The sequence below is a fragment of the Cobetia amphilecti genome (assembly GCF_032923285.1).
GTDB lineage: Bacteria > Pseudomonadota > Gammaproteobacteria > Pseudomonadales > Halomonadaceae > Cobetia > Cobetia amphilecti.
In genome coordinates this window covers 3,754,229-3,770,843 of record NZ_CP136695.1, presented here as the reverse complement: position 1 = coordinate 3,770,843, position 16,615 = coordinate 3,754,229, and the positions used below count along the sequence as shown (strand labels likewise).

Genomic DNA, 16,615 nt, shown 5'->3' with positions numbered 1-16,615 from the left:
CAGGTCATTCGCACAGAAGGCACAGTACTTGTTGCTTCCTCCACCAACGAGGCGCAGCGTGTCGTCAAAGGAATGACGCTTGAATCTACAGCCACTCTGGTCGCACCGCAGGGCGCGATCGTGGTGCTGGAAGACGGCACCCAGCTTGTGGTGCCGCAGGGAGCGCCGATCGGCGTTGAGGTGTTGCTGGCCGAGTCGCGTGGGGAAGCGCCTGTTGACCCGGCAGTGGAAGCGTTGCGCGAAGCGATCGCTCGTGGCGAAGACCCGACCGCGATTCAGGAAGCTCCCGCAGCCGGTGAGAGTGGCGGTGCGCCGGGCAGCAGTCGTAGTGGTTTCCTGGATGCCTCTGGGGTGGGGCGCGAAGGGCGTGTCGAACGGACCTCCTATGAATATGAGGGCGGCTTTACCGACCCGGAATTCAATGATGAGGACGAAGATGGCCTGGGGCTGGATCTTGATCCGACACTGCCCACAGAGGTCGTGCTGTCCTTGTCGGTCGATGCCCCGGCACTGACCTCCGACACCACGCCGACCATCGTCGGCACCACCGACGCCGAAGACGGCAGCACCGTCACGCTGGTCATCACCGACAGCGACGGCAACGAGCAGACCGTCACCGCCACCGTCGAGAACGGCACCTATACGGTTGACGCTGAAACGCCGCTGAGCGAAGGCGAGTACAGCGTCGAGGCTTCGGTCACCGATCCGGCCGGCAACACCGCGACCAGCAATGACGTAGGCGAGATCGACGCAAGCGCGCCGGCGCTGACCGTCGATGCTCCCGCGCTGACCTCCGACACCACGCCGACCATCGTTGGCACCACCGATGCCGAAGACGGCAGCACCGTCACCCTGGTCATCACTGACAGTGATGGCAACGAGCAGACCGTCACCGCGACCGTCGAGAATGGCACCTATACGGTTGACGCTGAAACGCCGCTGAGCGAAGGCGAGTACAGCGTCGAGGCCTCTGTCACCGATCCGGCCGGCAACACCGCGACCAGCAATGATGTAGGCGAGATCGACGCAAGCGCGCCGGCGCTGACTGTCGATGCCCCGGCACGGACCTCCGACACCACGCCGACCATCGTCGGTACCACCGATGCCGAAGACGGCAGCACCGTCACCCTGGTCATCACTGACAGCGATGGTAACGAGCAGACCGTCACCGCGACCGTCGAGAATGGCACCTATACGGTTGACGCTGAAACGCCGCTGAGCGAAGGCGAGTACAGCGTCGAGGCCTCGGTCACCGATCCGGCCGGCAACACCGCGACCAGCAATGACGTGGGCGAGATCGACGCAAGCGCGCCGGCGCTGACCGTCGATGCTCCCGCGCTGACCTCCGACACCACGCCGACCATCGTTGGCACCACCGATGCCGAAGACGGCAGCACCGTCACCCTGGTCATCACTGACAGTGATGGCAACGAGCAGGCCGTCACCGCGACCGTCGAGAATGGCACCTATACGGTTGACGCTGAAACGCCGCTGAGCGAAGGCGAGTACAGCGTCGAGGCCTCTGTCACCGATCCGGCCGGCAACACCGCGACCAGCAATGACGTGGGCGAGATCGACGCAAGTGCGCCGGCGCTGACCGTCGATGCACCGGCGCTGACCTCCGACACCACGCCGACCATCGTCGGTACCACCGATGCCGAAGACGGCAGCACCGTCACCCTGGTCATCACTGACAGCGACGGCAATGAGCAGACCGTCACCGCGACCGTCGAGAATGGCACCTACAGCGTCGATGCCGAGACACCGCTGAGCGAAGGCGAGTACAGCGTCGAAGCCTCGGTCACCGATCCGGCCGGCAACACCGCGACCAGCAATGACGTGGGCGAGATCGACGCAAGTGCGCCGGCGCTGACCGTCGATGCACCGGCGCTGACCTCCGACACCACGCCGACCATCGTCGGTACCACCGATGCCGAAGACGGCAGCACCGTCACCCTGGTCATCACCGACAGCGACGGCAACGAGCAGACCGTCACCGCCACCGTCGAGAACGGCACCTATACGGTTGACGCCGAGACGCCGCTGAGCGAAGGCGAGTACAGCGTTGATGCCTCGGTCACCGATCCGGCCGGCAACACCGCGACCAGCAATGACGTGGGCGCCCTGATTGGCGGCGATTCTGGAGAGGTAACGGAGGATGGCGTTACCGAAGCTTCCGGCGCGCTTGTCGATGTCGAAAGTACTGATGTTGTCGCTGGCACCCAAAGCGATGATTACGGCACTTTCAGCGTCAGCGAGGCAGGGGAGTGGACCTACACCCTCGATAACGATGCCGCTGTCGTTCAGGGGTTGAATGAAGGTGACACTGTCAGCCAGTCGTTCGTGGTCGAGCTGAGCGATGGCTCGACCACCACGGTCGACATCGTCATCACTGGCGTGGATGACTCGGCGCCGACGATCACCTCGCTGGATGACCAGTCGGTCACTGAGGCGACCGGTGCGACCGTCACCGGCAGCTTCACGGTCGCCGCCACTGCCGGCATCGATACCGTCACCGTGAATGGCACTGACATCACCGGCGCGTCCGAGGCCGATCCGGTCGAGCTCACCACCAGCGAAGGCACCCTGAGCGTGACCGGCTATGACGCCGACACGGGCACCGTGACCTACAGCTACGTCGAGGATGGCGAGAGCGAAGATCACACCGGCGGCGACATCACCGACAGCTTCACCGTCGTGGTCACCGACATCACCGGGCAGAGCAGCACTGACAGCCTGGATATCGCGATCCTCGATACCGCGCCAGAGGCCAACGCCGACGCCCGCAACATCGGTGAGGACACCACCACGGCACTCGACGGCAACGTCATCGACGGCGCCAACGACACCGCCGACACCCTGGGGGCCGATGCCACCACGGTCACTGCCGTCGACGGCAGCACCGTCACGGCAGATGCCGCCGCAGTCGTCACCGGCGACTACGGCACGCTGACGCTCGAAGCCGACGGCAGCTACAGCTATGTGCTCGACAACAGCAATGCCGAGGTCCAGGGCCTGGATGACGGCGCGTCACTGACCGACGTCTTCAGCTACACGATCACCGACGCCGATGGCGACACTTCCAGCACCACGCTGACCATCACCGTCGACGGCTCCACCGATGGCGCGCCGACCATCACTGATATCAGCGAGCCGGTCGACAACAGCGTCACCGAAGCCACCGGCGACACCGTCACCGGCAGCTTCACGGTCGCCGCCACTGCCGGGATTGCCACGGTCACCATTGCTGGCGTCGATGTGGATACGCCGGTCGACATCACCAATGCGACCGAGGCCAACCCGGTGGTCATCGAGGGGAGCGAAGGCACCCTGAGCGTGACCGGCTATGACGCCGGCACCGGTGAGGTGACCTACCGCTACGTCGAGGATGGCGAGACCGAGGATCACTCGGGCGACGACATCACCGACAGCTTCGCGGTCGTGGTCACCGACATCACGAACGCCAGCACCACGGACAGTCTCGACATCGCGATCCTCGATACCGCGCCGACGGCCAATGCCGACACCGGCACCATCGCCGAGGACACCTCTGACGCCCTGACCGGCAATGTCATCAGCGGGTCCGGTGACAGCACGGATGCCGATGCGGCCGCCGATGCCCTGGGCAGCGACACGCCGACCCTGGTCACCGGTGTCGTGACAGGCACTCTGGAGGACGGTGACGCGCTTGCGGCAAACGTCAGCGACACGACCGGTACCGAGATCGCCGGCAGCTACGGCACGCTGACCCTCAACAGTGACGGCAGCTACAGCTACGCGCTGGACAACAGCAATGCCGAGGTCCAGTCACTGAACGATGACAGCGACCCGCTGATCGACGTCTTCACCTACGGCATCACCGATGCCGATGGCGATGCCTCGCGCACCACGCTGACCATCACCGTCACGGGCTCGACCGATGCCGCGCCGGTCATCACCGGCACGGACGACAACAGCGTCACCGAAGCCACTGGCGACACCGTCACCGGCAGCTTCACGGTCGCCGCCACTGCCGGGATTGCCACGGTCACCATTGCTGGCGTCGATGCGGATACGCCGGTCGACATCACCAATGCGACCGAGGCCGACCCGGTGGTCATCGAGGGGAGCGAAGGCACTCTGAGCGTGACCGGCTATGACGCCGATACGGGCACCGTAACGTACCGCTACGTCGAGGATGGCGAGACCGAGGATCACTCGGGCGGCGACATCACCGACAGCTTCGCGGTCGTGGTCACCGACATCACGAACGCCAGCACCACGGACAGTCTCGACATCGCGATCCTCGATACCGCCCCGGTCGCCAACGCCGATACGCGCAACATCGGCGAAGACACCACCACGGCACTCGACGGCAACGTCATCGACGGCGCCAATGACACCGCTGACACCCTGGGCGCGGACGCCACCACGGTCACTGACGTCGATGGCAGCACCGTCACGGCCGATGCCGCGGCAGTCGTCACCGGCGACTACGGCACGCTGACGCTCGAAGCCGACGGCAGCTACAGCTATGTGCTCGACACCACCAATCCGGCCGTGCAGTCGCTGGATGATGGCGCGTCACTGACCGACGTCTTCAGCTACACGATCACCGACGCCGATGGCGATACCTCCAGCACCACGCTGACCATCACCGTCGACGGCTCCACCGATGGCGCGCCGACCATCACTGATATCAGCGAGCCGGTCGACAACAGCGTCACCGAAGCCACCGGCGACACCGTCACCGGCAGCTTCACGGTCGCGGCCACCGCCGGCGTTGCCGCTGTCACCATCGGTGGCATCGACATCAGCGACGCCAGCACCACGCCGGTCGAGATCACCACCGACGAAGGCACCCTGACCGTGACCGGCTACGACGCCGGCACCGGTGAGGTCACCTATAGCTACGTCGAAGATGGTGCGAGCGAAGACCACGCCGACGGCGACATCACCGACAGCTTCACCGTCGTGGTCACCGACATCACCGGGCAGAGCACCAGCGACAGCCTGGACATCGCGATCCTCGATACCGCCCCGGTCGCCAACGCCGACGCCCGCAACATCGGTGAGGACACCACCACGGCACTCGACGGCAACGTCATCGACGGCGCCACCGACACCGCTGACACCCTGGGCGCGGACGCCACCACGGTCACTGACGTCGATGGCAGCACCGTCACGGCTGATGCCGCGGCAGTCGTCACCGGCGACTACGGCACGCTGACCCTCAACAGTGATGGCAGCTACAGCTATGTGCTCGACAACAGCAATGCCGAGGTCCAGGGCCTGGATGACGGCGCGTCACTGACCGACGTCTTCAGCTATACGATCACCGACGCCGATGGCGATGCCTCCAGCACCACGCTGACCATCACCGTCGACGGCTCGACCGATGGCGTGCCGACCATCACCTCGCTGGATGACCAGTCGGTCACTGAGGCGACCGGCGGCACCGTCACTGACACCTTACAGGTGGAAGCGGATGCCGGCATCGCCAGCGTCACCGTGAATGGTACTGATATCACCGGCGCGACCGAGACCGATCCGGTCGAGATCACCACCGTCGAAGGTGTCCTGAGCGTGACCGGCTATGACGCCGACACGGGCACCGTGACCTACAGCTACGTCGAGGATGGCGAGAGCGAAGATCACACCGGCGGCGACATCACCGACAGCTTCACCGTCGTGGTCACCGACATCACCGGGCAGAGCACCAGCGACAGCCTGGATATCGCGATCCTCGATACCGCCCCGGTCGCCAACGCCGACGCCCGCAACATCGACGAAGACACCACCACGGCACTCGACGGCAACGTCATCGACGGCGCCAGCGACACCGCCGATACCCTGGGGGCCGATGCCACCAGCGTGACCAGCGTCACGCCGGACGGCGGGAGTGCATCCGACGTCACGGCCGATGCCGCCGCAGTCGTCACCGGCAGCTACGGCACGCTGACCCTCGAAGCCGACGGCAGCTACAGCTATGTGCTGGACAACAGCAATGCCGAGGTCCAGGGCCTGGATGATGGGGCGTCACTGACCGACGTCTTCAGCTACACGATCACCGACGCCGATGGCGATGCCTCCAGCACCACGCTGACCATCACCGTCGACGGCTCCACCGATGGCGCGCCGACCATCACTGACATCAGTGCCACGGCCGACAACAGCGTCACCGAAGCCACCGGCGATACCGTCACCGGCAGCTTCACGGTCGCCGCGGAAGCGGGCATCGATACCGTCACCATTGGTGGCATCGACATCAGCGACGCCAGCACCACGCCGGTCGAGATCACCACCGACGAAGGCACCCTAACCGTGACCGGCTACGACGCCGGCACCGGTGAGGTCACCTATAGCTACGTCGAAGATGGTGCGAGCGAAGATCACACCGGCGGCGACATCACCGACAGCTTCAGCGTCGTGGTCACCGACATCACCGGGCAGAGCACCAGCGACAGCCTGGACATCGCGATCCTCGATACCGCCCCGGTCGCCAACGCCGACGCCCGCAACATCGGTGAGGACACCACCACGGCACTCGACGGCAACGTCATCGACGGCGCCACCGACACCGCCGACACCCTGGGGGCCGATGCCACCACGGTCACTGCCGTCGACGGCAGCACCGTCACGGCAGATGCCGCGGCAGTCGTCACCGGCGACTACGGCACGCTGACGCTCGAAGCCGACGGCAGCTACAGCTATGTGCTCGACACCACCAATCCGGCCGTGCAGTCGCTGGATGATGGCGCGTCACTGACCGACGTCTTCAGCTACACGATCACCGACGCCGATGGCGATACCTCCAGCACCACGCTGACCATCACCGTCGACGGCTCCACCGATGGCGCGCCGACCATCACTGATATCAGCGAGCCGGTCGACAACAGCGTCACCGAAGCCACCGGCGACACCGTCACCGGCAGCTTCACGGTCGCGGCCACCGCCGGCGTTGCCGCTGTCACCATCGGTGGCATCGACATCAGCGACGCCAGCACCACGCCGGTCGAGATCACCACCGACGAAGGCACCCTGACCGTGACCGGCTACGACGCCGGCACCGGTGAGGTCACCTATAGCTACGTCGAAGATGGTGCGAGCGAAGACCACGCCGACGGCGACATCACCGACAGCTTCACCGTCGTGGTCACCGACATCACCGGGCAGAGCACCAGCGACAGCCTGGACATCGCGATCCTCGATACCGCCCCGGTCGCCAACGCCGACGCCCGCAACATCGGTGAGGACACCACCACGGCACTCGACGGCAACGTCATCGACGGCGCCACCGACACCGCTGACACCCTGGGCGCGGACGCCACCACGGTCACTGACGTCGATGGCAGCACCGTCACGGCTGATGCCGCGGCAGTCGTCACCGGCGACTACGGCACGCTGACCCTCAACAGTGATGGCAGCTACAGCTATGTGCTCGACAACAGCAATGCCGAGGTCCAGGGCCTGGATGACGGCGCGTCACTGACCGACGTCTTCAGCTACACGATCACCGACGCCGATGGCGACACTTCCAGCACCACGCTGACCATCACCGTCGACGGCTCCACCGATGGCGCGCCGACCATCACTGATATCAGCGAGCCGGTCGACAACAGCGTCACCGAAGCCAGCGGCGACACCGTCACCGGCAGCTTCACGGTCGCGGCCACCGCCGGCGTTGCCGCTGTCACCATCGGTGGCATCGACATCAGCGACGCCAGCACCACGCCGGTCGTGATCACCACCGATGAAGGCACGCTGACCATCACCGACTATGCGGCTGATGGCACCGTGACCTACACCTACGCCGAGGATGGCGCGAGCGAAGACCACGCCGACGGCGACATCACCGACAGCTTCACCGTCGTGGTCACCGACATCACCGGGCAGAGCAGCAGCGACAGCCTGGATATCGCGATCCTCGATACCGCCCCGGTCGCCAACGCCGACACCCGCAACATCGGTGAAGACACCACCGCGGCACTCGACGGCAACGTCATCGACGGCGCCAGCGACACCGCCGATACCCTGGGGGCCGATGCCACCAGCGTGACCAGCGTCACGCCGGACGGCGGGAGTGCATCCGACGTCACGGCCGATGCCGCCGCAGTCGTCACCGGCAGCTACGGCACGCTGACCCTCGAAGCCGACGGCAGCTACAGCTATGTGCTGGACAACAGCAATGCCGAGGTCCAGGGCCTGGATGATGGGGCGTCACTGACCGACGTCTTCAGCTACACGATCACCGACGCCGATGGCGATGCCTCCAGCACCACGCTGACCATCACCGTCGACGGCTCGACCGATGGCGTGCCGACCATCACCTCGCTGGATGACCAGTCGGTCACTGAGGCGACCGGCGGCACCGTCACTGACACCTTCCAGGTGGAAGCGGATGCCGGCATCGCCAGCGTCACCGTGAATGGCACTGATATCACCGGCGCGACCGAGACCGATCCGGTCGAGATCACCACCGTCGAAGGTGTCCTGAGCGTGACCGGCTACGACGCCGACACCGGTGAGGTCACTTATAGCTACGTCGAGGATGGCGAGAGCGAAGATCACACTGCCGGCGACATCACCGACAGCTTCAGCATCGTGGTTACCGACATCACCGGGCAGAGCAGCAGCGACAGCCTGGATATCGCGATCCTCGATACCGCCCCGGTCGCCAACGCCGACGCCCGCAACATCGACGAAGACACCACCACGGCACTCGACGGCAACGTCATCGACGGCGCCAGCGACACCGCCGATACCCTGGGGGCCGATGCCACCAGCGTGACCAGCGTCACGCCGGACGGCGGGAGTGCATCCGACGTCACGGCCGATGCCGCCGCAGTCGTCACCGGCAGCTACGGCACGCTGACCCTCGAAGCCGACGGCAGCTACAGCTATGTGCTCGACACCACCAGCCCGGCGGTCCAGTCGCTGAATAATGGCGAGACGGAAGAAGACACGTTCACCTACGTGATCACCGACGCCGATGGCGACAGTGATACTGCCACGCTGACCATCACCGTCGACGGCTCGACCGATGGCGTGCCGACCATCACCGATATCAGCGGTGATGAGGCGGACCACAGCCTCACCGAAGCCACCGGCGACTCCGTCACCGGCAGCTTCACGGTCGCCGCCACTGCCGGCATCGATACCGTCACCGTGAATGGCACTGACATCACCGGCGCGACCGAGACCGATCCGGTCGAGATCACCACCGTCGAAGGTGTCCTGAGCGTGACCGGCTACGACGCCGACACCGGTGAGGTCACTTATAGCTACGTCGAGGATGGCGAGAGCGAAGATCACACTGCCGGCGACATCACCGACAGCTTCAGCATCGTGGTTACCGACATCACCGGGCAGAGCAGCAGCGACAGCCTGGATATCGCGATCCTCGATACCGCCCCGGTCGCCAACGCCGACGCCCGCAACATCGGTGAGGACACCACCACGGCACTCGACGGCAACGTCATCGACGGCACCAGCGACACCGCCGACACCCTGGGCGCGGATGCCACCAGCGTGACCAGCGTCACGCCGGACGGCGGGAGTGCGTCCGACGTCACGGCCGATGCCGCGGCAGTCGTCACCGGCAGCTACGGCACGCTGACCCTCGAAGCCGACGGCAGCTACAGCTATGTGCTGGACAACAGCAATGCCGAGGTCCAGGGCCTGGATGATGGGGCGTCACTGACCGACGTCTTCAGCTACACGATCACCGACGCCGATGGCGATGCCTCCAGCACCACGCTGACCATCAATATCACCGGCTCGGCCGACGCAGTGCCGGTCATCACGCTGGCTGACAAGGAAGTGACCGAGGCCACAGGTGAGACGGTCACTGACACCTTCGAGGTGGCAGCGGATGCCGGCATCGCCAGCGTCACCATCAATGGCACGGATATCACTTCGGCGTCAGTGGATAACCCCATCGTGGTTCCGGGTGCGACTGATGACGAAGGCACGCTGACCATCACGGGCTACGATTCCGGCACCGTGTCCTACACCTATGTGGAGGATGGCACGGCTGCGGATCACTCGGCTGGCGACGATAGCGTGTTCGACAACTACGCCGTGGTCGTCACTGACCTGGCTGGGCAGAGCACCAGCGACAGTCTTGACGTCAAGATTCTGGATACCGCGCCGACGGCCAAGCCGGATGAGCGCGGTATAGATGAAGATGCGACGGACGAGCTCACGGGCAACGTGATCGACGGTGCCAATGACAATGAGGACGTCCTGGGTGCAGATGCGCCGTTCATGGTCTGCAAACTGAACGATACCGGGATTGCCGACGGCGGCAGTGCCACGGTCACGGGCGACTACGGCACGCTGACGCTCAACAGCGACGGCAGCTATACCTACGTTCTGGACACCACCAAGACGCAGTCTCTGGCAGAGAATGAGCCGGCGGAAGACGTCTTCACCTATGTGCTGGAAGACAGCGATGGCGACTATTCCAGCACCACGCTGACCATCAATATCACCGGCTCGGCCGACGCAGTGCCGGTCATCACGCTGGCTGACAAGGAAGTGACCGAGGCCACGGGGGAGACGGTCACTGACACCTTCGAGGTGGCAGCGGATGCCGGAATCGCCAGCGTCACCATCAATGGCACGGATATCACTTCGGCGTCAGTGGATAACCCCATCGTGATTCCGGGTGCGACTGATGACGAAGGCACGCTGACCATCACGGGCTACGATTCCGGCACCGTGTCCTACACCTATGTGGAGGATGGCACGGCTGCGGATCACTCGGCTGGCGACGATAGCGTGTTCGACAACTACGCCGTGGTCGTCACTGACCTGGCTGGGCAGAGCACCAGCGACAGTCTTGACGTCAAGATTCTGGATACCGCGCCGACGGCCAAGCCGGATGAGCGCGATATTGATGAAGATGCGACGGACGAGCTCACGGGCAACGTGATCGACGGTGCCAATGACAATGAGGACGTCCTGGGTGCAGATGCGCCGTTCATGGTCTGCAAACTGGACGATACCGGAATTGCCGACGGCGGCAGTGCCACGGTCACGGGTGACTACGGCACGCTGACGCTCAACAGCGACGGCAGCTATACCTACGTTCTGGATACCACCAAGACGCAGTCTCTGGCAGAGGGTGAACCGGCGGAAGACGTCTTCACCTATGTGCTGGAAGACAGCGATGGCGATTATTCCAGCACCACGCTGACCATCAATATCACCGGCTCGGCCGACGCAGCGCCGGTCATCACGCTGGCTGACAAGGAAGTGACCGAGGCCACGGGTGAGACGGTCACTGACACCTTCCAGGTGGATGCGGATGCCGGCATCGCCAGCGTCACCATCAATGGCACGGATATCACTTCGGCGTCAGTGGATAACCCCATCGTGATCCCGGGTGCGACTGATGACGAAGGCACGCTGACCATAACGGGCTACGATTCCGGCACCGTGTCCTACACCTATGTGGAGGATGGCACGGCTGCGGATCACTCGGATGGCGACGATAGCGTGTTCGACAACTACGCCGTGGTCGTCACTGACCTGGCCGGGCAGAGCACCAGCGACAGCCTTGATGTCAAGATTCTGGATACCGCGCCGACGGTCAAGCCGGATGAGCGCGATATTGATGAAGATGCGACGGACGAGCTCACGGGCAACGTGATCGACGGTGCCAATGACAATGAGGACGTCCTGGGTGCAGATGCGCCGTTCATGGTCTGCAAACTGGACGATACCGGGATTGCCGACGGCGGCAGTGCCACGGTCACGGGCGACTACGGCACGCTGACGCTCAACAGCGACGGCAGCTATACCTACGTTCTGGATACCACCAAGACGCAGTCTCTGGCAGAGGGCGAACCGGCGGAAGATGTCTTCACCTATGTGCTGGAAGACAGCGATGGCGACTATTCCAGCACCACGCTGACCATCAATATCACCGGCTCGGCCGACGCAGTGCCGGTCATCACGCTGGCTGACAAGGAAGTGACCGAGGCCACGGGTGAGACGGTCACTGACACCTTCGAGGTGGCAGCGGATGCCGGCATCGCCAGCGTTACCATCAATGGCACGGATATCACTTCGGCGTCAGTGGACAACCCCATCGTGATCCCGGGCGCGACTGATGACGAAGGCACGCTGACCATCACGGGCTACGATGCCGGCACCGTGTCCTACACCTATGTGGAGGATGGCACGGCTGCGGATCACTCGGCTGGCGACGATAGCGTGTTCGACAACTACGCCGTGGTCGTCACTGACCTGGCCGGGCAGAGCACCAGCGACAGCCTTGACGTCAAGATTCTGGATACCGCGCCTGTCGCCAATGACGACACCTACACCATTCGCGAAGATGATACGTCTCCGGATGGTGAGCCGGTGATCAACACCAGTGTCATTTTCAGTGTTGTCGGCGGCGGACAGGATGAGCTAGGCGCTGATGGCGTGACCATCACGCATCTCGATGGCATTTCACTGGCAGACAATGAGGGTAGCGTTACCGTCGATGGCAGCTACGGTAGCTTGACCATCAATACCGATGGCACCTTCAGTTATGACCTTGATGATGCGCGCGCTCAGGCACTGGGTGCCGGTGACCTCGTCAAGGAAGTATTCGAGTACACCATCCTGGATGCGGATGGCGACTCGGATACCGCCGACATCACCATCAATGTCCAGGGCTTGAATGACAAGCCGGTGGCCTATGACGACGGCCCGATCGTGGTCGAGGAAGATACTCCGGTCAGCGGCAACGTCCTGAACAACGACGTCGACGCCGATGGTGATGAGTTGAGCGTCGTCAGCTTCACTGTTGACGGGGTTATGTACGACCCGGGCAAGACAGCGGATCTTGGCGAAGTCGGCACACTTCTGATCAATGCTGACGGTACCTTCACCTTCACGCCCGGTGAGAATTACAACGGTCCGGTACCCGACACCACTTATGTGATCACGGATGGCACCGAGTTCGATGAAGCCATTCTCAGCTTCGAGGACGTCGCAGCGATTGATGACCCTGTCGTCATCAGTGCCGATGATGGCGCTGTTGCCGAAGATGGTGTGACGGAAGCTTCAGGTACGCTGACCGCGACCGATGTCGATAGTGATGCGCCGACGTTCACGCCGGCCACTGACGACAGCAGTCTCTACGGTACCTTCGCCGTCGATTCCGACGGCAACTGGACCTATACGCTGGATAACGACACTGCCGTTGTGCAGGGGCTGACATCTGCCGACACGATCAATGAGCAGTACATCGTGCAGCTCAGCGATGGCTCCAGCACGACAGTGGATATCGTCATCAAGGGAACTGATGATGCGCTGCCGGTCATCAGTTCACTGGAAGACCAGTCCGTCACCGAAGCGACCGGAAGCACGCTCACCAATACCTTTACCGTGTCAGCTGCAGCAGGTATCGCGGCAGTGACGATTGCTGGCGTGGATATCACGGATGCCAGCAACACACCGGTAGTGATCTCCAATCCAGATGGTGAAGGCACGCTGACCGTGACCGGCTACGACGCCGACAGCGGTGAGGTCACCTACACCTATGTGGAAGATGGCACAGCGGCTGATCACACAGATGGCGATGACAGCGTCGTCGATGGTTTCACCGTCGTGGTAACGGATCTGGCAGGCCAGAGCACCAGTGACAGTCTCGATGTCACGGTGCTGGATACGGCGCCGGTAGCCAACGCTGATACGCGAAGCATTGGCGAGAATCGCAATGCTGCCGTTGTCGGCAATGTCGTGGATGGCACATCGGCGACTGCCGATACTCTGGGTGCCGATGCGGTAACCGTGACTGCCGTCATCGCCGGAACGGAGGCTGCCCCGGTGAGTGATGGCGCGGCGGCCGTGATCACGGGTGAGCACGGCGAGCTGACCCTGGCGGCGGATGGCTCCTACAGCTATCAGTCAGCACGCGACGACCTTCAGTACCTGGCGGCCGGTGAGTCGGTCACGGATGTCTATACCTACGAGATCACGGATGCTGATGGTGATACCGCCACTACCACGCTGACGATCACCATCAAAGGTAGCAACGATGCGCCGGAGATCAGTGTCAGCAGTGGCGACAGTGCCGCCGCCAGCCTGACGGAGACGGATTCACCGCTGAGTGCCAGCGGGACTCTGTCGGTGGATGACGTGGATCTCAGCAATAGCGTGACGCCGAGCGTCACCGGCGTATCCAGTAATGGCGATACCGGCACGCTGGACAACGATGACCTGCTTGCGCTGCTGGGCGTGGATACCGGGGCCATCATCGATGACGAGAGCACTGAAGGTACGCTCAACTGGTCCTTCGACAGCAGCGCTGCCGGTGAAAGCTTCGACTACCTGTCTGCAGGCGAGTCGCTGGTCCTGACCTACACCGTCACTGTCACGGATACGGCGGGAGCGACAGCTACCCAGGATGTCACCATTACCATTCAGGGGACGAATGATGCCCCGGTGGTGACTGCGACTGAAGGCCGCGTCAGCGAAGAAGGGCTCGAAGGCGGTATCGCCGACAGCGATGCGGCTGATGGCTTCACGGATACCACCGATGCCACCACCGTCACCGGTACGGTTTCCGTCACGGATGTCGACAGTGACAGCGTGTCGCTGGTATTGACGGCTCCTGCCACGGCCATCACCTCCGGTGGCAGTGCGGTGACCTGGTCCGGCGGCGGCACCCAGTCAATGGTGGCAACCGATGCTGATGGCAATGAAGTCGCGACGGTGACCATCGATGACAGTGGCGCCTATACCTTCACTCTGAGTCAGGCGGTCGATCACTCGGGTGATGGTGAAGATGTCCTGTCTCTGGACTTCGGTGTGCTCGCAACGGATAGCGAAGGCGCCAGCTCCACCGGCACGCTGACCATCGGCATCGAGGATGATGCCCCCGAGCAGCAGGAAGCGCAGAGCTTCTCGTCCACCCTGGTGGATACCAATCTCACCATCGTGCTGGATGTGTCCGGCTCCATGGCGAGCGCAAGTGGGATAGGGACTCAGACCCGTCTTGAAAGTGCGATTGAATCTATCAAGACGCTGATCTCGGCCTACGACGATTTTGGGGATGTGCGCATCAATCTGGTGTCATTCTCGACCACAGCGACGTCTTACGCTGCCTGGATGACAGCGAGTGAGGCCGTGACTGTATTGGAAGGCCTCAGTGCCGGTGGCGTCACCAATTACGATGCAGCACTCGCTGAAGCGATGGAGAATTATGCGGAAGATGGAGCGCTGGAGTCAGCGCAGAATATTTCCTACTTCTTCTCCGATGGCACGCCATACGGTGCTGATGGCAATAGTAATGAACTCGACAATTCCCTCGATTACGACAGTGTTCAGTACTTTAGCGGTGGCCAGCTGATACCGGTTCGTGACCGCTCTGATACTGGCATCAGCAATACGGAAGAAGGGATCTGGACAGATTTCCTTGTGGACAATGGAATCAAGTCCTATGCCATCGGCATGGGGGCCGGTGTCTCCGAGGACAATCTGAATCCCATTGCCTATGACGGCTCAGCTGATGAAGATATTGATGCCGCTATCGTCACCAGTTTCTCGGACCTCGATGATAGTCTGGCCGCGACCGTGCAATCGCCTGTCAGTGGGCAACTTGTCTCGGGCAGCTCCGTGGATGGCAGTCTGCTGGGAGCGGATGGCGGTTATCTGCAATCGGTCACCGTGGATGGCACGACCTACAGTTATGACCCGGTTACCAACACCGTGTCTGCTACGGGGTCGGACAACAGCAGTTACGATGCGGACAGCCTGGAGTTGATCATCTCGACGGACCTGGGTGGCAGCATGCTGTTCAATCTGGGGAGCGGTGACTTCACCTACACGCCCCCGGATAACGTCAGCGAGCGCTCCACGGACAGCTTCGATTACGTGACGGTCGACAATGACGGGGATACCAACGCCTCAAGTGTCAGTATCGATGTCGACAAGCTGGCCGTGGTCATCGGTACCGATGGCAACGACACCCTGACGGGCGATGGCGATGGACCGTTCTATGCGGACTATCTGGTTGGCCAGGGTGGCAATGACACCCTGAGCGGTGGCGAGGGCAGTGATCGTCTGGAAGGCGGCAGTGGCAACGATACGCTGAGAGGCGGCACCGGCAACGATATCCTCTCTGGTGGTGAGGGCGATGATCTTCTGGTCGGAGGTGCCGGCAATGACATCCTGACCGGCGGCGATGGTGCCGACACCTTCCAGTGGCTGAGCGGTCATGACATCAACAGCGAAGGCGGCATGGCGACGGATACCATCACCGACTTCAGTGTCGCGGATGGCGATGTCATCGATCTGTCCGATCTACTTCAGTCCAACGATGATGCCGATACGCTCTCGAGCTTCCTGCACTTCGAGTCAGACGGAGAAGGTGGCACCAATATCGAGATCAGTGTCGACGGATCCGACGGCAGCAATATCACGCAAGAGATCAATCTGCAGGATGTCGACCTGACATCAGGTGGCGACACGGATACGCAGATCATTCAATCTCTGCTCGACAGCAACAGTCTCAAGACGAACGTTGACGGCTGAATCGATGTGATAGGGGAGATGGCTTAGGCTGTCTCCCCTTGCTGTATTAGACTTTGCCGTAGAGACATCTGCGAAGTGCCCTACTAAGGAGGAC

At 62.8% G+C, this 16,615-nt stretch carries 1 protein-coding gene; it reads left to right on the top strand.

Features of this window, described 5'->3' with window-relative positions; translation table 11 throughout:
* Positions 1-72: 72 nt before the first annotated feature.
* Positions 73-16,521 (top strand): VCBS domain-containing protein, encoded by a 16,449-nt coding sequence (locus R1T44_RS15955; RefSeq protein ID WP_317292291.1) that lies wholly within the window; start codon positions 73-75, stop codon positions 16,519-16,521.
* The last annotated feature ends 94 nt before the right edge of the window (positions 16,522-16,615 follow it).

Bases quoted from the DNA above. Each gene is read 5' to 3' on its own strand.
- R1T44_RS15955 (WP_317292291.1), top strand. From the start codon at position 73: ATGACGCTTGAATCTACAGCCACTCTGGTCGCACCGCAGGGCGCGATC.